The sequence below is a fragment of the Saccharomonospora sp. genome (genome assembly GCF_027317685.1).
Taxonomy (GTDB): domain Bacteria; phylum Actinomycetota; class Actinomycetes; order Mycobacteriales; family Pseudonocardiaceae; genus Saccharomonospora.
On record NZ_DAHVQP010000101.1, the window covers coordinates 13,343 to 34,439 of the forward strand.

A 21,097-nucleotide genomic window follows, 5' to 3' on the forward strand; every position below is an offset into this window, starting at 1 on the left:
AAGCAGCACTCGAGGCAACCTGGATCGAACGCAGGGAACTTCGTACACCGGAGGAGATAGCGACTTTCGCTCAATTCGCGGCGGTGCTGGTCCGCGGCGCTGGTGACGCAAGAAAACGGGCTGTGCTGACCGCCACGTTGTTCGCCGTCCGGTCAAGCCATCGGTTCGGTGACGAGTGCTTCGCAGGTTCGGGCCACCGTCGCGGCGGCGTGGCGTTCCGCCGAGTCCAGTACCGGATTCTCCGCGTACGATCGCCACAGCCGCAGGGCGTCCACGGCGGTTCGTCGTAAGCCCGGCTCGCCCATGCCCGCTCCGAGTCGCGCCTGTGGGGCGACGCCGTAGCCGCCGACGAGACGGATGGCCTCGTCGCCGAGTTCCCCGGGAAAGTTCACCCGGCCCGTGCGCAGAGCGGCGAACAGCCGCAACTCCGCGAACTCGTGCGCCCCGGTGAGAGTGCGTTCCAGTTCGGCGGCCAACGAAGCGGCGGACGGCCGGGGCTCTCTGCTCAACACCACTCCCAGGCCCAGTAACGCCGACCGCGCTTTCAACACAGAGGCACGGTCGGCGAAATACACCGCCACGGCCTCGCCCAGCACGTTCAAACCGCTGCGTCGGCACAGCTCCGCGACCAGCGCCTGCGGGGTGGTGATCCCGCCCCGGAGCAACGTGGTGGCGAGGCGGACGCCGTACAACCCGAACCGGTCCAGCAGCCTCGCCCGCTCCGGTTCCCCGCCGAACCGGGCCGCCGACAACAACAGTGGGTCGAGTTCCGACTTCGGGGCCGCCGCGAGCGCCGCCAACGACTCGAACTCGTCCCGCCGCAGCGTCCGCGCCGCGCACGCGGTCAGACCGGCGACCGCGACGACGTCCTGGCACAGCTCCGCGGCCGCCGGGTCCCTCGCCCACCGGCGGGCGACCCGGCGGGCCGAGATGAGAGCGTCCACCCGACCCCCGCCCAGCTCGTCCGCGCGCGCCAGCACCACGAGCGCGTTCACCGGGGCGACGTGGGACGCGGCACGGTTCTGCGCCGCACGCAACAACGTTAGGTCAGCCTCGTGCGGGTGCCCCGCGAGGTAGAGCACCGCGTCGGCCTCCATGCAGATCAGGTCGGCGACGCGTGCGGTGCCGTCCTGTTGGGCCTGCGAGGTGTCGAGGACGAGCAGCTCCGGCCACACGTTGTCGCCCGGTAGGTGGTGCCACGACATCGACGACGTCCGCCGCCCCCTGCCCGCCGCGCCCACGAGCGCCGAGACCAACGTCGTTTTCCCCGTCCCCGACGCGCCCGCCACCACCACGCGTAAAGGCTCGTTCATCCGGGCGAGGTGCCTTCCCAACCAGTTCGTGGCCCTGGGACTGTCCGCGTACACCCGCTGCGCGCGGGTCAGCAGTGACCAGGCTCGGTCGGCCAGGCTCATGCCGTCAGACCTCGCGGGACGGCCTGGGGAACCAGTGCGTCGGCCCGGCGCCGCAACAGCTCCAGTTCCTCGATGCGGTTCGCCACCTTCCGCACGGCCGTGTTCCTCTCGGCCGTCTCGGTGTCGATGGCCTGCTTCACCTGCCGGGCCGCGTCGCTGATCTCCGTGCGCAATTCGTGTGCCACCGCTGTGCACCGGTCGCGCAGCTCCCGGTGGATCAGGCGTACGGTGTCCTTGCTCTTCTTGCCGTAGGCGAGGAAGAAATCGTCGACGTAACGTTGGGCGGCCGCACGCGCCGCCGCCTGGCGCCGTTTGAGTCGGGTGCTGCGTTCGTCGAGGACGCTTTTGGCACCGAACGCCACCCCCGCACCGATCGAGATCGGGTTGATGAGACTCATCCCGGCCAGCGTCGTCGCGAGCCCGAACATCAGCAGCCCGCTGTACGACCCGCGCATGCCGACGAACAACTTCTGCCCGACCGTGAACCGCTCGACGTTCGGTGTGCCCAGCTCGTCGAGCTCGCCCGTGGGTGGTTCGAGCAGCACCGAATCCGGTGCGAACACGTCGGCGTTTCGAGGAGCGATGGCGCCGGCGAGCCTGCGCGTGATCCACTCGAATCGGTCGAGCAGCCAGCCGGAATTGGCTTCGGCCGCGGCCCGCAGGTTGTCCCGCAACCACTCCTCGAACTCCGGCCAGTCCTTGGCGGGGTCGGCGACCTCGAAGTACTCGTCCGCTTCGCGGATGATGCGACGGGTGCGATCCCGCAGGTCGTAGTCGAGGTCGGCGGTGAGATCGGCGACCTCGTCGGAGAGCACGGTCTGCCACCGTGCCGATTCGCGTTGCAACCGCTCCAAACTGGCGGTCAGGGACCGATATCGCAAGGTGAGTCCGCCGGTGCCGTCCTGCTTCAGGTCGGCCAGTCGCTCCCGCAGCGGCACCATCAGGGTGTCCACGGTCAGCCGGGTCAACGCACCCGCACACCGTCGACGCAGCACGTCGGCGTTACCCATCAGTTCGTGGTGCAAGTAGGAGATGAGGGCGGGAAAACCGGATTCGGCGTTCAACTCGGAGTCGTTCGCTCGCGCGGCCGCCAACCGTAGTGTCGACGACACCGGGAACACCGTCACGGGCAGACCTCGACGTTCGAGTCGGGCACGGTTGTGCGCGACGACGCGCTGCCACCCCGGGACCAGGTCGGTCTTGGTGAGAGCGACGGCCACCGTCGGACACACGGACAGCGCCCGCTCCATGATGTCCAGTTCCGCGGGAGAGAAGCTGCGGGTCACATCGCTGGCGAGCAACACCGCGTCCGCTTGGGACATGACCGACAGCGCGGCCCGGGCGTGGTCGCCGTAGCTGTCGCCGTCCGTGCCGCAGGGCGGCGTGTCGATCAGTGTCAGTCCACTTTCGAGGAGTTTCCGCGGGAGTCCTATCTCGACTCTAGCTACCCCGCTGCGGCGGTTGGCCTCCGCCGACGCCGATTCGACCGGAACGGGCTCGCGCTCAGCACCCGTCAACGCGGGGACATCGTGGACGGGCCCTTCCAGCATCAGATTGCCTTTCGGTGCCGACTCCAGAAGCGGAGCGGGATCACCGGGGACGAGTCGCGCCACAGGCGAGGACGCGTACTCCAACACGGTGGGCACGGTCGTGGTGACGTCGTCGCCCACCGCGCACACAGTGGACCCGAGCAGTCCGTTGAGCAGTTGGCTCTTGCCCTGCCCCGACGCACCGAGCACGACGACACGCACTTTGGGCCCCGCCAGTTCGGTGCGGCGGGCACGCAGGAGCCGTCCGAGGTCGGTGCGCTCCTGCACAGCGCAGGACCGGATGGCCTCGTCCAACACGTCGAGCCACGGCGTTGCCTTCATCGATCGGACAGTGTGCCTGGTTCCCTCCAGGCAGTACAGGCCGGGCTCGTAATATCACCGAGCCCGGCCTGTTACTCGATCGAGATTACTCGGAGTCAGTGCCCGAGGTCCAAATCGCCGAGGTTCGAGGTCCCGGAGAGCAGGTCCTCACCCGTCTCAGCGACATTGCCCAGCGGGCTGCCACTGACCGTGTCGGCCACCTGGTCGACACCCGTCTCCAGGTCGCGCTCGATCCCTTCGGTGGTGTGCGGCAGCGGGTTCGCCACCGGCAGCTCCGGCAGCTCTCCGGGCAGCTCTCCAGGCAACTCGCCGGGCAGGGTCGAGCCGAGCTGGTCGGACACCGAAGCCAGGTTGTCGCGCACCCCGGAGGTCAGGTCCTCCACCGTGCCGCCCACGTCCAACGCGCCGGTGTCGAGCTCGGTCATCCGCGCCGATTCGTCAGCCTCGGGCACGGAACCCGGCTCTTCGGACAACACCTGTTCGTCCACGGCCGGAGCACCGGCCGGGGCCGACGGCACCTGGTCTGGCATCCCGACGGAGACATCGACCGAGTCCCGGCCCAGCGTGTCGGTGGACAGCCGCTCGACGGCGGAGAGAGCGTCGTCGGGCAGAGCGGCGCCGCCGGAAGCCACGTAGGTGGCGACCGTACCGGCCGCGGTCTCAGCGCCGCGCGTGAGCGCTTCGGTGTCCAAGGTGTCGGTCTGGACGTCCACCGCGCCCATGTCGAGACCGTTGAGGATCGGGGCGCCCGAGAACTCGAAGCCGTAGGCGCCGAACTGCGTCTCCTGCGAGCCCCCCACGACCAGCTCGCCGTCGGACACGGCAGTGGTGGTCTCGGCGCTGAACGAGTCGGTGCGGAAGCCCACGCCGCCGCCGAACCCGTCCGAACCACCCGTGCCGAACAGTGCGACGTCCAGGTGCTCGGAGTCGACGAACCCCTGGCCCGACACGGCGTCCTGGCCGAGGCTGCCGCCGACGGTGAGCCCTGCGGCCTCCGAGGACAGGGTGGTCGTGCCCAGGTCCTCACCGCCGTCGGCCCTACCGGCGTCGATGCTGCCGAGGCCCACGGACTCGGTCACGCCCTTGAGCTGTTCGATGGCGCCGGCCAGGTCGTTGGACAGCCCCGCCAGGTCACCGGAGAGAGCCGACTCGGGGTTGGCGAGGTCGCCCCGGCCCAGCAGCTCACCGGAGTCCGCGACGAACAGGAGCACGTCCTGCACGTCCTCGGCCGTGATGTCACCCAGGCCCGCCGACTGCAGCCCCCCGGCCGGGTCCTGCGCGAAAGCCTCACGGGCGGACGCGTCGGTCAGCAGGTTCATCACGAAGTCGTACAGCGTCTGCTCCTGCGGAACGGCATCCGCGAGATCGGAAACGGTGGACTCAGGCTGAGGTCCCGTCTCCCCCTGTTCCTGCATCAAGGTTTTTTCTCCTCACTAAGGGCGTTCGTCCGGGCGTGCGCCCGTCTTCCGCCCGTCTGTCCGTTGTCGAAAGTTCATCGCCGCGCGACGGCGAGCCCGACGCTAGGGACGACACCGCCACGAGGGCATCGGGGAAGAGCCCGAGTTCTTCCCCTCGCGGAACGGAGCACGCGTTAGGGGTTTAGGGGATCGACCGAACAGCCGATTCGGGGATGTCATTCGGACGTATGACTTTGATACGAAAGGATGCACCCGTGTTCGGCCGGGGTGTTCCGCCGGCCGAGACCGCCGCGACCATCGTGAGGAAGCGTTACGTATGCGCTATGTCCTGGGGATACATCTCGGCGCGACCCGTGTGAGTGCAGCCGTGTGTCGATATCGCCGAGGCCGGTGGGAGCAGGCCGAGGTGGTCCCCATCGGGGCCACCGCCCCCTGGACCGAATCCGTACTGCACGTGTCCGCCCAGGGTGACCTTCTCGTGGGGGGAGCCGCTCTGCGACACGTCGCCACAGAACCCGAACGGGTGGCCAGGGCTCCGTTGCACCGCACCGGCGATCCGGTGCCGTTCGTGCTCGGGGACGCCACCTACCCCGCCGAGACCCTGGCGGCCGGAATGATCGGGTGGGTGGTCGACCGCGTCGCCGAAGCCGAGGCCGCCCACGCCGAACGCATCGTCGTGACACACCCGCCGGGCTGGTCGGCCTATCGCAGAGGACTGTTGCACCAGGCGCTCGACGCCGCCGAACTCCCCGGTGTGTTGGCCCTGCCCAGTCCGGTCGCGGCGGCCGAGGCCCACCTCGCGCGGGAGGGAACCGAGGACATCGAGCCGGGACGACTGCTGGCGGTGTGCCTCATCGGCGGCGTGCATGTCGAGACCGCACTGCTGCGCAGGTCGGCGACCGGGTTCGAGTTGCTGGCGCACGACGAGTCCGACGAGCACGAAGCGGGCTGCCGACTCGACGACCTGTTGGTGCAGCACGTCGTGGAACGCACCGAGGCCGACATCGGCGATCCGCTCACGATGAGTCGGCTGCGCGCGGCGTGTGTCGCCGCGAAGGAGCGGCTGTCGACGATGACGGAGGTGTTCGTCACCGACACCGTGTCGGTGACCCGCCAAGAACTCGAAGGGCTGGCCAGACCGGTACTGGGCACCGCAATCGAGAAGTTGCGACGCCTGGTCTCCAGAACCCCTTCCGAGCAATTGGTCGCCGCCCTGTTGGCCGGAGGGAGCGCGCGCATTCCGCTCGCCGCCACGTTGGCCCGCACCATGCTCCCGTGCCCCGTGGTGCTCGACGACGATCCCGGCACGGCTCTGTGCAAAGGCGCGGCACTGTCGGCACGTCCGAGGCCCCGCCCCACCCAGAACAACGGGAACCCGGTGCCCGAAATGGACTCAGTGGATGTATCGGACACAGTGGACGCGGTGATCCCGGCGGAAACCGTGGGCGCACTGGCCGGCGCTCGCGCGCTCGACACGCCCGCGGGCTACGGTCCGGATCTGCCCGCGGGCGAGGACGAGGAACCCCCACCACAACGACCTCCCGTGAGGATCACGCCGCTGAAGCCGCCTCGTCGCCGGTTCTCGTTGGCCCGCAGGAGCAACTCGACCACCGACCGAGACGAGGAGCGTTGATGCCGCGTACGGCCACCGACGTCGCCATACCACCCCGCGCTGTCCCGCGACTGCCGCATCACTCCTTCCCGACCTCGAAACCACTTCTCGACGAGCCAACGCGTGAGCTGTGCACGAACATCGCCCAAGGCGCGCTCGCACCCGCGCGACTGGCCGTCGTCGCGCCCGGCGGGCACGGCAAGACCGCCGTGCTACACCACCTCGCGCGCCGCTGTGAGCAGCACGGGACCGGCGTGGTGTGGTTCGGTCGGCACGACGGCGACACCACTGATCTCGTGTTGGTCGACGACGCCCACGACCTCACCGACGCCGACCTGGCCGAGCTGCGGAGGCTGGCCGACAACGAGGCCACGGGACTGGTGGTCGCCGCCCGGCCGTGGCCTCGCCCCGCGACGTTGAACACCGTGCTGTCCCGCCTCCGCGGACAAGTGGTGCTGCGGCCTCTCGACCACCGCAGGATCGCGGCTCTGCTGGGGCGTGAACGCGCCGCGCTGGCCGAGTTCGTGCACGCCCAGACACTGGGAATACCCGGATTCGCCGTGCGGCTCGCGGCCGCGCTCGGCAAGACCGGGGACAACACCCCGCCGAGCCGGGACTCGGCGAACCTACCCGAGTCCGTGCTCGCGGAGTTCCGCCCCGACCTCGACGGGCTCGCTCCGGAGACGCTGTCGCTGCTGCTCGCGGCCCTGTCGGGAGCCGGTCCCGACGTCGACCTGCTGGCCGGCCTGCTCGACACGGACCGCCACGGTGTCGCCCGTGCCATCGACGCGGCCAGGGCCTGCGGCCTGTTGACCCATGACGGCACCCCGCTGCCCCTGGTGGCCCACGCGGTGAAAGCCCTGGTGCCCAACGAGCAACGGCTGGAAGTGTCGCAACGGTTAGTCCGGTTGCAACTCGACCGGGAAGGTCCCGTGCTCAACCTCGTACTCCCGCTATTGGACAGCGGCCTCAGCGGCACCGAACCCGCCGAGGCGTTCGAGGCAGCCGCCGACGAAGCCGCCGAGTCGGACCCGGCGCTCGCCGCGAAGCTGTACTCGGCAGCGGCTGCCGCGGGGCGGTCGGAACGGGCATTAGGCCATCGTTGGGCCGAGGCCGCCGCGCGCTCGGGAGAGCTGGACACCGCTTTGCGCCTGGCGGACCAGGTGATCACCGATCCCGACGCCGACGACCGTTCCGGTGCCGCCGACACCGCCGCCACCGCTTGCGTCCACAAAGGCCAGTTGGAGCGGGCCGGAGAGCTGTACCTGTGGGCGGACACCCGGCAGGCCCGGATGCATGCCGCACTGCTCGCGGTTCAGCGGGGCAGGCTCACCGAAGCCGAGAGCCTGCTGGAGTCCCCGTCCTCCGATGCTCCTCCCACCCTGTTCGCGGGGGCGATGTCGGCGTTGGTCCGTGGCCTGACCCAGTCGGTGACCGAAGACCCGGCGACTGCTTTGTCCACATTGGCCGAGTCCGCCGAGATGCTGGAACCCGTGGGCCGCTCGCTCTTCCTCCCCGACACCCCCGCCGCTGTCGGTGCCCTGGTCGGAATGCACTGTGGCGAACTGTCCCTTGCCCAGACACTGCTGGAACGCGCCATCGCCGCCGAGGTCGGAGGCCACGCCGGGCGCACCCGGCACCTTCTGCTGTCGGCCTGGATCGCCATGTTGAAGGGCGACACCGACACGGCGACACGCACACTTCGGGCGGCGGGTGACCGGCTGTGTCCTCGCGATCGGCTATTCGCCGTCGCTCTCCGGGCCGGGGTGGCCCGCCGCGCCGGTGACCTGGCCGGCCTGCGCGCGCTCTGGACCGAGGCCCGCGAAACCGTCATCCGATTCCGGGTGGACCTGTTCACGATCATGCCGTTCGGTGAACTCGCGATCGTAGCGGCGAGGCTGGGGGAACGGGACCGGGTCACCCATCACCTCGGCCGGGCACGAACACTGTTGCACTCTCTCGGCGACCCTCCACTGTGGTCGGCTTCGGTGCATTGGTCCGGTCTACACGCCGCGGTCACGGCCGACCGCAAGGACGAGGCCGCCGAACACGCGAAAGCCCTGGCCCGCTGGGAAGGACACAGCACCTTCCACGAGGCACTCGCCGAGACGGCCACCTGCTGGCTCGACCTCCTCGGCGGGAAAGTCCACCCCGCGCACGTGGAAGCGGTGGCCAGACGCCTGCACGCCACCGGACTGCGCTGGGACGCGGCCCGCCTGGCGGGACGAGCCGCTATCCGCACCACCGACCGGGCCGCCATGGTGGCGTTGTTGGAATGCGCACGAACGTTGCAGGGCTCCTCCTCGCCCAACGACACGCAACCGACCACCTCACCGGACGTGGACGTCCTCAGCGAACGGGAACGCCAGGTGGCCGAACTGGTGGTCTCCGGTCTGACCTACCGGCAGGTCGGCGACCGGCTGTTCATCTCCGCCAAAACCGTCGAACACCACATGGCACGCATGCGGCAGCGACTCGGCGCCACCAGCAGGCCCGACCTGCTGGCCCGGTTGCGCACACTCGTCACGACTAGTTGACACGCCGGTCGAAAGCCCGGTTGCTCGCCGCCCGCCATTCGACGTAGCCGCCCTGGAAGTCGTTCCTGCGCCCGCCGGCCACGGAATACTCGCTGGACGTGGGGTATCCGAGATACGAACGTTCCCACCCCAGCGCCGCCCAGTGCCGGCGGATCGCGCCGTACACGGCGTGCGCTCCGGTCTCCGGCGTCCAGTACACGGACGCGGTCCGCGTGTAGGGGGCGCCGAGGAAATGGTTGAACCGCCCCCGGCCGTCGGGAGTCACGACCTGGTCCGTGGTGGGCGGGCCGAACCGCTCGTGCCCACCGGATTCCAGGTACTTCTCCGCGATCGGGCCGTGGACCTCGTGCGTGCCCGTCCTCGGCGACCAGTACAACAACCCGTCGGCGTGTTCCCGGTAGTACACGTCGGCGTCGATCACCACCGGCCCGGCCGGGGCCCCCAGGACCTCCCGTAATTCCGGCTCGTTCTCGTACCGCTGTTCCACGGGCGTGGAGTACACCGCGGTGAAGGTGAACTCCTCGTCTGGCATCGTGAACGTGTGCGTCCGCTCCGCGGCACCGTTCTCCCATTCGGAGAACACCGACTCCCCGTCGGTGGCCGTGCCCGCGGCGCCCACACCCACCGTGGCGCCCGCGGTGACCATGGCGGTGCTGCCCCTGTCGGAGGTGTCGCCGTCCCCTTCGCTCGCGATCTCCACGGCGGCGGGGACGTTGCTCGACAACGTCAGCCGATGCTCCCTCGGCCTCGCCTCGTAGGTGTAGAAGCTGGACACGCCTTCGCTGTCCGTGGCCGTGGCCGTCAGTTCCATGTGCGAGTCGGGATGGTCGGTGAACGGCACGGAGAACCTCGCCCCCTCACCCGACTCCGAGGGATGGGAGTGGCATGTGGCGTCCTCTGGGCAGTGCACCACCGTGGCCTGCCAACTCACGTCGAGGCTTCCGTCCTCGACGTCCTCGGCCCGCACCCGCACCGACACCCTTTCGCCCACCGCGTAGGTGCGGTCCTCCTCCGCTCGGACATGCAGCACCGGGGTGTGGTTACCCGGGACCACGGTGGCCTCGGCCGTCCCGCTCGCGCCGTCCGAGTCGGTGACCGTGAGCGTGGCGGTGAAACGTTCCTCGGCCTCGGCGTAGGTGCGCTGGACCCGCTTCCCCGTGTCGGAGGCCCCGTCCCCGAAGTCCCAGTGGTAGGTCAGGCGGTCGCCGTCGAAGTCGAAGGAGTCGGACCCGTCGAACGTCACCGTGCGGGTCTCCGGATCGGTTTCCAGACTCACCTTCGCGACGGGTCGCTGGTTACCGGCCGCGTACGTGAGCCGTTTCAACTTCCCCGAGCCGATGTCGGCGAACACGATGTCACCGTTTACCGCGGTGTCGAACTTCACCGGCCGCCCGATGTTCGTGCCGAGCGGAGGACTCTGTGGTGGCTGGGTGAGCTTGCCTTGCTCGTCGTAGCGAAGCGACCACAGCTTCTGGTGGGTGTAGTCACCGAAGAAATACGCGCCCCGGTACTCCTCCGGGTAACTGGTGCCCGTGTAGACGACACCGCCCGTGACACTGTTGGCCGCGTCGACACCTCGGCCGTGGCGGAACTGCACCAGTGGAGTCGTGTTCGGCGCGTCCTCGCATTCGGCCAACTCGCGGTAGCCGGGAGTGCGTTCGGTTCCCTCCCAGCACGGCCAGCCGTAGTCGCGGCCGGGCTGGACGAGATTGACCTCCTCCCACCGGTTCCACCCGACATCGCCGAGGATCGGCAGTCCGCTGCGAGGGTCGAGCGACAGTCGGAACGGGCTTCGGAACCCACTCGCGAAGATCTTGCTGCGGGCGGAGTCCGGGTCTGCCGGATCGTAGAACGGGTTCGTCGGCACGCCCTGCCCGTCGGCGGTGAGGTGCAGGATCTTGCCCTGCAACGCGTGCGGTTTCTGGGCCCTTAGAGCGAGCGAGTCCACCTCGGTGTAGCTCGCGACGTCACCGACCGACACCCAGAGTGTGTCGTCGGCGGCGGCCACGATGCCGGTGATGCCGTGCACGTTGGTGTCTCCGGGCAACCGCAGCAGTTCCGTCTCGTTCGCCAGTCCCGTCGGCTCCGGGGAGCCCGTGACCTCCCAGCGCGCCAGGGTCAGGTCGTAGGAGTCGCCGAACGTGGGTACCGACCGCGCGAGGTAGATGTGGCGTGAAGTCTCGTAGTCGGGAGCGACCGCGAGGCCGACGAGTCCCATGTCCTGTTGCGACTCCACGGACAGGTTGCGCAGGACGCTACTGCGCCCGTCGGCCGATACCCAGGCGACCGTGCCCGCCTTGCCGGTGGTGAGGACGCTGCCGTCCGGCAGGTACGCGAAGTCGGTCAGGTCCCCAGGGGACTGTCCACTCGGCAATTCCCGCAATGCGAAACCCTCTGGCATTCGCGGTTCCTCGGCTACAGCGGTGCCACCACTCACGGTCGCCGTCAGCACGGTGGTGAGGCTGGCCGCCAGCACCGTCGAGGTGACGAGGGCCGCCGAGCGCGCGAACAGACGGTTTTCACCAGACCACATACCGTCACATTCGGCGGCGACGGCGAAGACGTTTCCGTTGACACGCCGTTCGAGCTAATTCCGGACCTCTTCGAGGGAAAGGTTACGCACGTTCGGGCGGCTATCCGGCCGACCGGAGAGAACAACGGGGGACAATGCGAAACGCCGGGCGACCCGTCGTGGATCACCCGGCGTTTTCCGTGGCGGTAGCGGTGGGATTTGAACCCACGGACGGTCTCCCGTCACACGATTTCGAGTCGTGCTCCTTCGGCCGCTCGGACACGCTACCGCCAGATACGATACTGCATCGCCTCAGCGCGCCGACGACGGGTCCGCCGAAGTACCTCGGCCCTCCCGGCCCACTACCGCTGATCAGCGAAAAAACTGTTCAACAGCGCCGAGCACTCCGGTGCCAGCACTCCTCCGACGACCTCGGGGCGATGGTTGAGCCTACGGTCCCGCACCACGTCCCAGAGCGAGCCGACCGCACCCGTCCTCGGTTCCCACGCCCCGAACACCACACGCGCCACCCGTGCCAGCACGAGAGCGCCCGCGCACATCGTGCACGGCTCCACCGTCACCGCCAGCGTGCAACCCTCCAGCCGCCAACCGTCGCCGTGCACCCGCGCGGCCTCCCGCAGGGCCAGCACCTCGGCGTGCGCGGTGGGGTCACCCGACTTCTCTCGCGCGTTGTGCGCGCCGGCCAACAACCTCCCGTCCGGCGAGAACACCACGGCACCGATGGGAACGTCGGCCGTGCCGACGGCACGCTCAGCGAAGTCGATGGCGGCGCGCACCGCCTCCACATCACCCGGGTGAGGTTTCACAGCTCGTCGAGCACCGCCGTGTACTGATCGTCGAATCCACACCGCTGGGCGATCATCTGCAGCTGCTCGTCCGGGTAGAGCTCGACCTCGTTGACGATGACCTCCAGTTCCGGCGCCGGCATGCCGAGATCGGACAGGATCTCCAGGTCTCCGGCGGGCCAGATGACATCGTCGTCGTCATCGGGTGCCTCGGCGCGCAGCAGCTCCAGCACATCGGCGGCTATGTCATAGTCCAGCGCCGCCGACGCGTCGGAGAGGAACAGCGCCACGCCACCCGGTGCCGGGCGCACGATGACGAAGAACTCGTCGTCCACCGCGAGCAGCCCGAACACCGCGCCTGTCGAACGCAGTCTTCGCAGTTCGGTGATGGCGGTGTCCAGCTCGCTGAGCACAGCGTCGTCAAGTCGCTCACAACGCCACCGGCCGTCCTCCCGAACGACGGCCACCGCGAATCCCTCGACCGGCCCCTTCACCGTCATAAGGCCACCGTATACCGATGCGGCCCCGATGGCCGACGAGATGTGGCGGTCGAACATGCCACTATCGATTCCATGACGGGACCCACCGAACTACCTTCCCTGCCCGACGCCCGGTTCGCAGGGCTACTCGACGAGGCCAAAGCGCTGCAGCGGACCACCATCGCTCTGCGGCGCGCGATCCACCGCCACCCCGAGGTGGGTCTCCAACTGCCCCAGACCCAGCAGGCGGTACTCGACGCGCTCGACGGGTTGCCCGTCGAAACCACGCTCGGCACCACGACGACGTCCGTGACCGCCGTGTTGCGGGGTGCCGAGCCGGGACCGGCCGTGCTGCTGCGGGCCGACATGGACGCGTTGCCGATGCCCGAGGACACCGGGTTGGAGTTCGCGTCCGAGGTGCCGGGGGCCATGCACGCGTGCGGCCACGACACCCACGTGGCGATGCTCGTGGGCGCGGCGAGGCTGCTCGCCGACCACATCGACGAACTCGCCGGGTCGGTCGTGTTCATGTTCCAGCCCGGCGAGGAGGGGCATCACGGTGCCCGGCACATGATCCACGAGGGTGTGCTGGACGCGGCCGGCACACGTGTGCAGAACGCGTTCGCCATCCACACGTTCGCCAACCTGCCCACCGGCGTCATCGCCACGAAGTCCGGCCCGGTCCTCGCCTCGGAGGACAGTTTCGCCGTCGAGGTGATCGGCAAGGGCGGGCACGGCTCCATGCCGCACTCCGCTGTGGACCCGATCCCCGCCGCGGCCGAGATGGTGACCGCCCTGCAGAGCCGGGTGACGCGGACGGTGGACGTGTTCGACCCCGCGGTCGTCACCGTCACGCGCATCGCGGGCGGCACCACCGACAACGTGATCCCCGAGACCGCCGAGTTGGAAGGAACCATCCGGACCCTGTCGGAGCGCACCCGCGGTTTCCTGCGCACCGAGGTGCCCAACGTCTGCGAGAGGATCGGCGAGGCCCACGGCTGCCGGGTCGTCGCGGACATTCGGCCCGGATTCCCCGCCACCGTCGCCGACGAGACCGAGACCCAGCGGGTGCTCGACCTCGCCGCCGAGGTGTTGGGTGTGACCTACCCGCAGCGGATGGCCAACCCGATCATGGGGGCGGAGGACTTCTCCTACGTGCTGCAGCGTGTGCCGGGCGCGTTCGCCTTCCTCGGCGCGTGCCCACCCGATCTCGACCCGGCGGAGGCCGCCCCCAACCACTCCAACCGCGTGCGCTACGACGAGGACGCCCTCGCCTACGGCGTCGCCATGTACGCCGCCTACGCGCTGGACACACTCCGTGCCTAGGCGGGGGGATCGGGCAGGATGGGCGCCGTGCGGAACGTGTGCGTGATCGGACTCGGACTGATCGGCGGCTCGGTGTTGCGTGCCGCCGCCGATGCGGGCAGAACGGTGTGGGGCGCGACGACCTCCACATCGGACGCCGAAACGGCGGCGGCCGACGGCTTCGCCGCGACCACCGACGTGGCCGCGGCACTACGCGAAGCGGCGGACTCCGACGCCGTCGTGGTGCTCGCCGTGCCGCTCACCGCTTTGAACACGGTGCTCGCCGAAGTGGCGAAGCACGCGCCCGACTGCCTGCTGACCGACGTCACCAGTGTGAAGACCCCGGTGCACGACTCGGTGCGGGCCACGGTGCCGTCGGCGAGGTTCGCGGGTGGCCACCCGATGTCGGGAACGGCCGAATCCGGTTGGTCGGCGGGCAAGTCCGAGTTGTTCGACGGGGCCGCGTGGGTGGTCACGGTGGAGTCCGACACCGACCTCGTCGCCTGGCGTGAGGCGGCGACGCTGGCCCTGGACTGCGGGGCGCACGTGGTGCCTCTGCGTTCCGAGGCCCACGACGAGACGGTGGCCCGGATATCGCACCTGCCGCACCTGCTGGCGGCGGTGCTCGCCTCGGTCGGCGCGGCCGGAGGCCCTGTCGCCGCGGCCCTCGCGGCCGGTTCGTTCACCGACGGCACCCGCGTGGCGGGCACCAGGCCGGAACTGGTGCGCGCGATGACCGAGGGGAACGCGGCGGCACTGCTGCCCGTCCTCGACGAGGCGCTGGGAGCGCTCGGCGCGGCACGGGGCTCGCTCGCCTCGACCGGTGGCCTCGCCGCCACCATCGACGCGGGCCACAAGGCCACGCGGCAGATGGCCGAATACCGCCGCACGAGCGGAACGAACGTGCGCGTGCGGCTGTCGGCATCCGACGCCCGCGAGTCCCTGCTCGCCGTCGGTGAGCGGGGAGGCCGTATCACCGCGTTCGACGACGACGCCGCACTCGCCGAGATGCCCTGACCCCTGGCGGCGTGTCCGCGGGCTCCGCGGACTACGGCCGCGTGGTCACGGCTGGGGCGGCGGCTGCTGTCCCGACGGCCCGGCGTGCCCGTCTCCCCCTCCGGCGTTCTTCTGCAGGAACGACTTCGCCTTCCGCGTCGCCGTGTCGATCTTGTCCGACTGCTTGCCGAACCGCGATTTGGCCATGCCGCTCGCCTTGTCGAGGCCCTGTTCGATCTTGTCGCTGTTCTTGCTCAGTACGTCCTGAGCCTTGCTCTTGAGCTGGTTGAGGTTGATAGCCATATCTCCAATGCACCAGCATCCACGAGATCGCGCAACGCGAGCGTCGACCCGAACCGCTCAACGCACGTGCCGAAACGTGCGCAGGTCGGGCCCGACGATGGCTTCCAACGTCATCGAGAGTTGACTTCTCACGCCCGAAAGCCGCTCGTCCCGGGGCAACTCGACAGGGTTCGGGTAGGTGCCGGTCCGGACGGCGAGGGAGAACTCCGCCAGCGCCGTACGGACCTTGCGCACCTCGCTTTCCTCGGGTGCGTCGGCCGCGTTCCGGTCGATGGTGATGGCCACCGCGGTGATGGCGTCGACGAGCTGTTCGAGAGCCACGATTCCGGGCCACCACGCCACCGCCTGCCGTCCCACCGCGGAAGGCTCCACCACGAGCTGCTGAAACGCCGTTCGCACGTCGGACAGCTCCCTGTAGGCCCTGCGCCGTCTCCGGGACCGTTCGTTGCGGTCCTCCGCCCGTGGCAGCGGACGTAGTGCGTACTCGCTGTAGTGAGAGATCGCCTCCGCCGCGTCGGCGAGGTTCCCGCCGAGCACGGGCCTGCGGCTACCGGGCCACAGCAGATAGCCGAACACGAGCACGATCACGCACCCCACCACGGTGTCCCCCAGCCGTTCCAGGGCGGCTTCGTGTTCGCCGGAGGACAGGGCCATCTGCAGCAGGATCAGCGGTGTCGCGAACGCGCTCAGCAAGCCGTAGTGCCGTTCCTTGCCGAAGGCCACGCCCGCGCCGAACAGGGCGAGGAAAGGCACGAGGAGCACCCCGCTCGGCACCAGTGCCAGGGCGGCCGCCCCGATACCCACACCGACGACGGTGCCGACCCCCCGCAGGATGGCCCTGCCGAACACGGAACCGAAGTCCGGTTTGAGCACCAGACCGACGGTGAGCGTGATCCAGTACGACCGGTCGGTGGGCACGAAGAAACGGGTCAACTCAGCCAGAGCCACACACACGGTGAGCCGGGTGGCCGCCAGCCAGGTCAACGGCCCGGACGTCAACGACAGCAGCCATTCCCACACGCGCTGTCGAGCCGCCGGACGGGCCCGCCGCAGCTTCTCCTCCTCCGTGTCGATGTCCCGCAACGCCTCGTACAGCGCTTCGACGGCGGGCGGGTTCTGCGGGCGTTCGTCCTGCTGTGTCGGGGGCGAGGGCAACGGGGCACCGGCCGAGACGGCCGTCGCCAGGTCGGTGAGGTACGCGATCAGCTCACGTGGTGGGTGGATGCCCTCGTTGACGGCGGCCACGGTGGCCTCGATGGCGGATGTGCTGGCGACGAGCCGGTTGAGCAGCTTGCGGTAGGCGTCATCCCGTCCCGACAGCCACGACCGCGCGCTCAGCAAACGGTCGTAGGCGGTGTTGAGGGCCCGTGTGAGTCGGTGTCGGGTGACGAGCGCGGTCTCGTCGTCGCCCGCCGCCACGGCCGAGAGCATCGTCGCGAGTTCGAGATACACCTGGGCCACGGCGCTGCGTTCCGGGGCCGTGGCCCGCACGGTCCAGCCCACCAACGCGGCAGCCAGCCCCCACGCGGCACCCACCGCGAAGCACGCGAGTGAGATCTCCACGGGAACTCCCACGGTCGCCTGTCCGGTGCCGAGCACGGTGAAGACGAAAAGCTGGAGCGCGGCGATGGAGGCGTTGTTGCCCGCGTCGCTGATCAGCGCCGAGACAGCGGCGACGACGATGACGGTGGGCACGGACAGGGCCGCTTCCGCCCCGGTGAGGACTCCGAGCGCGAAGCCGAACACGGCGGCGCCCAGTGCCCCGAACAACCGTTTCGCGCGGGAACGATACGCGCCCACGACGTCGGCTGTGACCGACGGCAGAGCACCCGCGGACACCAACGCCCCGTAACCGATGTTGCCGAGCAGGTAACCCACCGCGACCGGTGCCGACAACACCACGGCAGCGCGCACCATCTGTGCCCACCGGATCGGTACGGGGTTGGCCCGCAACAAGTGCACGAGCCACCACGGAAGGGCTCTACCTGCACGTTTACCGGACGGGTCCACGTGGCCCATCTTGACGCACCATCGCCGACACAGCCTGTTCACGAAAATCCGGCGCGGACGCACCCGGCGGTGTCGCGGCGGCGGAGTCGCCGGGGTCCGTCACCGCTGTCTCGGGTGCTTCACCGGCGCGTGGTCACGCTGCCGTCGGCGGCGACCTCCAAGCCGAGTTGCGGCCCGGCCACGTCGCCTGTGGGTCCGTTCGGATACACCGGCTGCGGCGTGGCCTCCAACGTGTGGTGTACGAGTTCCTTACCCGCACCGTCGACGACGGTGAGGGTCACCCGCACCGGGCTTTCGGGTAGGTCAGAGATCCCGGCGAAACCGTAGAATCCACCCGTCTTGCGCACGCGTGCCGAGCAAGCCCCTTCCGGAACGGTGTCCTCGCACGAGGATTCGTCCACTTCCGTGGCCGGCGCGAGGACGACATCGACCGGGCGGCAGTCTCCTTCCCAGCACACCTGGAGTGCCGCGGCTTCGGCGTCCATGCCGGGCGGGATGTCCACGCTCACTCCCGCGGGCGCGTAGGCCTCCGTTCTCTGAGCGGCATCCTCCTCCGTCCCCCGATCGGAGCCCTCCTGGCCGATCGAGGACGTACATCCGGCGAGCAGTAACAAGGTGAAGGCGGCAAGAGTGCGCATACCGGCTACGACGGGACGAACCCGTCGCCGGGTTGCATTGGTGTCGCCTTCGCCGACCACGGGTAGTCCCGCGGCATGAGCGAGCGCGAGATCATCGAGCGGGTTCCGAAACAGTTGTTCATCGGCGGCACCTGGCGTGGCTCCGACGACGGCAGCGTGTTCGGCGTGGACGATCCCGGCAGAGGTTCGCGGCTGTGCGAGGTCGCCGACGGGCAAGGGGTCGACGCGAAGGCTGCGGTGGAGGCCGCTGTCGGGGCACAGGACTCCTGGGCGGCCACGCCTCCCAGGGAACGCGGTGAGATCCTGCGCCGCGCCTGGCGACTCATGACCGACCGTGCCGACGACCTCGCTCTGCTCATGACGCTGGAGATGGGCAAAAGCCTCACTGAGTCCCGCGCCGAGGTCACCTACGCCGCCGAGTACTTCCGGTGGTTCTCCGAGGAAGCGGTACGTATCGACGGCAACTACAAACGCAACCCGGACGGCGGTGGACGCATGGTCGTCACCCGCCGGCCCGTCGGCCCCTGCCTGTTGATCACACCGTGGAACTTTCCGCTGGCCATGGGCACCCGCAAGATCGGCCCCGCTGTCGCGGCGGGCTGCACGATGATCGTCAAACCGGCACAGCTGACGCCGTTGTCGATGCTCGCCCTGGCCGACCTGCTCACCGAGGCAGGGCTGCCCGGCGGGGTGCTGAACGTCGTGCCGAGCACGTCGGCAAGCCGGGTCACGGGTCCCGTGCTCACCGATCCCCGCGTGCGGAAACTGTCGTTCACCGGGTCCACAGAGGTCGGTCGCAAGCTCGTGGAGCAGTGCGCGCCGAACCTCCAGCGCATGTCCATGGAGCTCGGCGGCAACGCCGCTTTCCTCGTCTTCGACGACGCCGATCTCGATGTCGCGGTGGACGGTGCGGTGACCGCGAAGATGCGCAACAACGGCGAATCCTGCGTGGCCGCCAACCGATTCCTCGTCCAGTCCTCGATCGCCGAGGAATTCACCCGTCGTCTCACCGATCGGATGGCGGGGCTGCGCATGGGGCACGGCACGGAGTCGGACGTCGCCGTCGGGCCACTCGTCAACGAGGGCCAACGCGGCAAGGTCTCCGAGCTCGTCGGGGACGCGGTCGAACGCGGCGCGCGGGCGACCACGGGCGGGAGTCCCGCCGAGGGGGACGGCTACTTCTACCGCCCCACGGTGCTCGCCGACGTCCCCGAGGACGCCCGCATCCTCCGGGAGGAGGTGTTCGGGCCGGTGGCTCCGGTGACGACGTTCGACACCGAGGAAGAGGCGTTGAGCGAAGCCAACGGCACCGAGTACGGGCTGGTGGGTTACGTGTTCACCCGCGACCTGGACCGTGCGGTGCGCGTGGGCGAGGGACTGGACACCGGCATGGTCGGCGTCAACACCGGACTGGTGTCCAACGCCTCGGCGCCGTTCGGCGGGGTGAAGGCGTCCGGATTCGGGCGCGAAGGCGGCGACGAGGGCATCGGGGAATACCTGGAGACGAAATACCTGGCGTTGACTCTGCGGTCGTGACGCGGCGGATCACCGCGTGTGGCGCCGTACCTCCTGGTCCGCCGCGTCCAACGCGGCCCTGGCCGTTTCGGTGCGTCGACGTGCCTTGGCTTCCTCCCGCTCGGCGGTGCGTAGTTCCCTGCGCGCGTCGTCGCGGGCCTGGCGGGCCCGCGCTTCCGCGTCGCGGCGGGCGCGTTCCTGTTCCTGTCGTTCGTCACGTCGAGGTGCGGACCGCGCCGACTTCGCCCCGGGCTCGCCCGTCGACAGGGCGGACCCGAACACGTCCCTCGGCGACAACGCGGTGGCAAGGCGCCCTTCGATCAGCGCGCGGGCGGACTCCTCATCGCTCACCGCGGCTTCCAGCGTCGCCTCGATCTCACGGCGCACCGACTCGCCGAGCGTGCTCATGGCGAGTGCCCGCGCCCGGTCGGCCAGGGCACGAACCCGCTCGTGTCGCTCGTGGGTCAGTTCCCGGAGCCGATCCCCGGCGAGGTCACGGTGGGCCCGGCGCAGTCGGTCGCCGAGTCGGACGAGGGACGTGACCTCGTCGGCGTGCCGCCGGGACAATCGATTCACCAGCGCGGCGGCGGTGGTGGGCTTGCGTAGCCGATGGATGCGTTCGGCGAGATCTTTCTCACCCTCACGGCGGGCTCGCGCCGCGTGTCGCTCCCGAATGGATATGAATTCGCCGGGGCTCGCCCCGTAGAGTTCGTCGGCCACGGCCTCGAAATGCTTGGTCGCAGGCTTCGCAGGCATGGGCACAGGTTTCCCGTAGGGCGGGCGATCGAGCCACGTTTCGGCATGGTTACGGTGTCGGGAGGGAGGAGAAACCTTGGATACTAACCAGATCGAGTTCTACTGGCGACCGGGTTGCCCGTTCTGCGCGATCCTGCGCGGTCGGCTCCGTGAAAGCGGTCTGCCGGTGCGGGAAATCAACATTTGGGAGGACTCCGAGGCCGCCGCACGCGTGCGTTCGGTCACGGGTGGCGACGAGACCGTCCCCACGGTCTTCATCGGGCGGCGAGCGCTGGTCAATCCGAGTATGGACGAGCTCAACGAGGTGGTGCGGGAAGAGGCACCGCATCTGTTCGATCTCGCCCAGCCCGCTGTTCAGGGCTACGGCTCCCGGCACTGACCCTCACCGACTCCGCGCTGGTTCATCGGCGGTCCCATCGACCGGTGCGGTTACTCGTCCGAGGCGGGGACGATCCGGAACACGGGATGTTTCAGCGCGGCCCGGCGCAGGACGTCGTCGAGCGTCAGCACGTTGACGGGTGTGGTTCTCCATTCCCCCGGACTTCCGCCCTCTTACCGACAGCACCCGACTGCCCCACAGACTCACCCCGATTCGGGCCAAGGCCCGCACGATGTGGTTGAGCACCTTCGTCGGACGTCCAGGTTCGAGGTATCACGTGGAAGCGGCCATGGAACCCACCTTCTCCGGTTTCGAGAGCAGCGCTCTCTATTGAACTCAGTGAACACCAAGCGCCGCCGCACGACCAGGAGCGTTCCCGTCGCGAGTCGGCGTGCGGGGCCGCTGTCTCTCCGCGCACGGTCGCACGGGGATCGAGCACGGTGTTATCCGTGTCATCCGTGTCATCCGCGCCGTACCGATACTTTCCCGGCCGCGAAAACCTGCTCATCGCGCTCATCACGCACCACGGGTCGACGCGTTCTTTC

Annotated in this window: 16 protein-coding genes and 1 tRNA gene; 6 read left to right on the forward strand and 11 right to left on the reverse strand. The window is 69.3% G+C overall.

Annotation, left to right across the window (positions count from 1 at the left end; translation table 11 throughout):
- Positions 1-152: 152 nt before the first annotated feature.
- From M7H19_RS11735 to M7H19_RS11745, 3 genes are all read right to left on the reverse strand, one after another.
- Positions 153-1,415 carry a hypothetical protein gene (locus tag M7H19_RS11735; RefSeq protein WP_298180763.1) on the reverse strand — a complete coding sequence of 421 codons (1,263 nt, stop codon included), beginning with the start codon at positions 1,413-1,415 and terminating at the stop codon, positions 153-155.
- The gene (locus tag M7H19_RS11740; RefSeq protein WP_298180765.1) at positions 1,412-3,286 is read right to left on the reverse strand and encodes a dynamin family protein; all 1,875 of its coding nucleotides are present in this window, start codon (positions 3,284-3,286) and stop codon (positions 1,412-1,414) included. The genes M7H19_RS11735 and M7H19_RS11740 overlap by 4 nt, the downstream gene beginning before the upstream one ends.
- 95 nt (positions 3,287-3,381) lie before the next feature.
- Positions 3,382-4,701, reverse strand: coding sequence for an IniB N-terminal domain-containing protein (locus M7H19_RS11745; protein ID WP_298180805.1), 1,320 nt, complete (start codon positions 4,699-4,701; stop codon positions 3,382-3,384).
- Positions 4,702-5,020: 319 nt separating this feature from the next.
- Here M7H19_RS11745 and M7H19_RS11750 point away from each other — a divergent pair, with 319 nt between their 5' ends.
- Together M7H19_RS11750 and M7H19_RS11755 are read left to right on the forward strand one after the other, a co-directional pair.
- Positions 5,021-6,337 (forward strand): Hsp70 family protein, encoded by a 1,317-nt coding sequence (locus M7H19_RS11750; protein ID WP_298180767.1) that lies wholly within the window; start codon positions 5,021-5,023, stop codon positions 6,335-6,337.
- On the forward strand, positions 6,337-8,853 hold the full coding sequence (locus M7H19_RS11755) for a LuxR C-terminal-related transcriptional regulator (RefSeq protein WP_298180769.1): 2,517 nt from the start codon (positions 6,337-6,339) through the stop codon (positions 8,851-8,853). The genes M7H19_RS11750 and M7H19_RS11755 overlap by 1 nt, the downstream gene beginning before the upstream one ends.
- Here the strand turns inward: M7H19_RS11755 and M7H19_RS11760 are convergent.
- The 4 genes from M7H19_RS11760 to M7H19_RS11775 all read right to left on the reverse strand — a co-directional run bounded on the left by M7H19_RS11760 (position 8,846) and on the right by M7H19_RS11775 (position 12,671).
- Positions 8,846-11,386: a PQQ-dependent sugar dehydrogenase gene (locus M7H19_RS11760; protein WP_298180771.1), complete on the reverse strand. Its 2,541-nt coding sequence runs from the start codon at positions 11,384-11,386 to the stop codon at positions 8,846-8,848. The genes M7H19_RS11755 and M7H19_RS11760 overlap by 8 nt on opposite strands.
- Before the next feature lie 180 nt (positions 11,387-11,566).
- A tRNA-Ser gene (locus M7H19_RS11765) sits at positions 11,567-11,654 on the reverse strand.
- Positions 11,655-11,727: 73 nt separating this feature from the next.
- Positions 11,728-12,192, reverse strand: coding sequence for a nucleoside deaminase (locus tag M7H19_RS11770; protein WP_298180772.1), 465 nt, complete (start codon positions 12,190-12,192; stop codon positions 11,728-11,730).
- Positions 12,189-12,671, reverse strand: a complete 483-nt coding sequence (locus M7H19_RS11775) for a tRNA adenosine deaminase-associated protein (protein WP_298180808.1) — start codon at positions 12,669-12,671, stop codon at positions 12,189-12,191. Before M7H19_RS11775 ends, M7H19_RS11770 begins: the two co-directional genes overlap by 4 nt.
- Before the next feature lie 72 nt (positions 12,672-12,743).
- On the opposite strand from M7H19_RS11775, the gene M7H19_RS11780 reads away from it, so the two are divergent.
- Both M7H19_RS11780 and M7H19_RS11785 read left to right on the forward strand, forming a co-directional pair.
- On the forward strand, positions 12,744-13,976 hold the full coding sequence (locus M7H19_RS11780; protein ID WP_298180774.1) for a M20 family metallopeptidase: 1,233 nt from the start codon (positions 12,744-12,746) through the stop codon (positions 13,974-13,976).
- Positions 13,977-13,994: 18 nt separating this feature from the next.
- Positions 13,995-14,972 (forward strand): prephenate dehydrogenase, encoded by a 978-nt coding sequence (locus tag M7H19_RS11785; protein ID WP_298180776.1) that lies wholly within the window; start codon positions 13,995-13,997, stop codon positions 14,970-14,972.
- A gap of 45 nt (positions 14,973-15,017) precedes the next feature.
- Here the strand turns inward: M7H19_RS11785 and M7H19_RS11790 are convergent, their stop codons facing one another.
- The 3 genes from M7H19_RS11790 to M7H19_RS11800 form a co-directional block, all read right to left on the reverse strand.
- The gene (locus M7H19_RS11790; RefSeq protein WP_298180778.1) at positions 15,018-15,254 is read right to left on the reverse strand and encodes an antitoxin; all 237 of its coding nucleotides are present in this window, start codon (positions 15,252-15,254) and stop codon (positions 15,018-15,020) included.
- 57 nt (positions 15,255-15,311) lie between these two features.
- The gene (locus tag M7H19_RS11795) at positions 15,312-17,273 is read right to left on the reverse strand and encodes an FUSC family protein (RefSeq protein WP_298180780.1); all 1,962 of its coding nucleotides are present in this window, start codon (positions 17,271-17,273) and stop codon (positions 15,312-15,314) included.
- A gap of 110 nt (positions 17,274-17,383) precedes the next feature.
- The gene (locus M7H19_RS11800; RefSeq protein WP_298180782.1) at positions 17,384-17,902 is read right to left on the reverse strand and encodes a hypothetical protein; all 519 of its coding nucleotides are present in this window, start codon (positions 17,900-17,902) and stop codon (positions 17,384-17,386) included.
- Between the two features lie 75 nt (positions 17,903-17,977).
- On the opposite strand from M7H19_RS11800, the gene M7H19_RS11805 reads away from it, so the two are divergent.
- A complete protein-coding gene (locus tag M7H19_RS11805; protein WP_298180784.1) occupies positions 17,978-19,438 on the forward strand; it encodes an NAD-dependent succinate-semialdehyde dehydrogenase in 1,461 nt (486 codons plus the stop codon).
- Between the two features lie 9 nt (positions 19,439-19,447).
- Here the strand turns inward: M7H19_RS11805 and M7H19_RS11810 are convergent, their stop codons facing one another.
- On the reverse strand, positions 19,448-20,173 hold the full coding sequence (locus tag M7H19_RS11810) for a hypothetical protein (protein ID WP_298180786.1): 726 nt from the start codon (positions 20,171-20,173) through the stop codon (positions 19,448-19,450).
- Positions 20,174-20,249: 76 nt separating this feature from the next.
- Here M7H19_RS11810 and M7H19_RS11815 point away from each other — a divergent pair, with 76 nt between their 5' ends.
- Entirely contained in the window at positions 20,250-20,552 is a 303-nt protein-coding gene (locus M7H19_RS11815) for a glutaredoxin domain-containing protein (protein ID WP_298180787.1), read from the forward strand.
- Positions 20,553-21,097 lie beyond the last annotated feature (545 nt).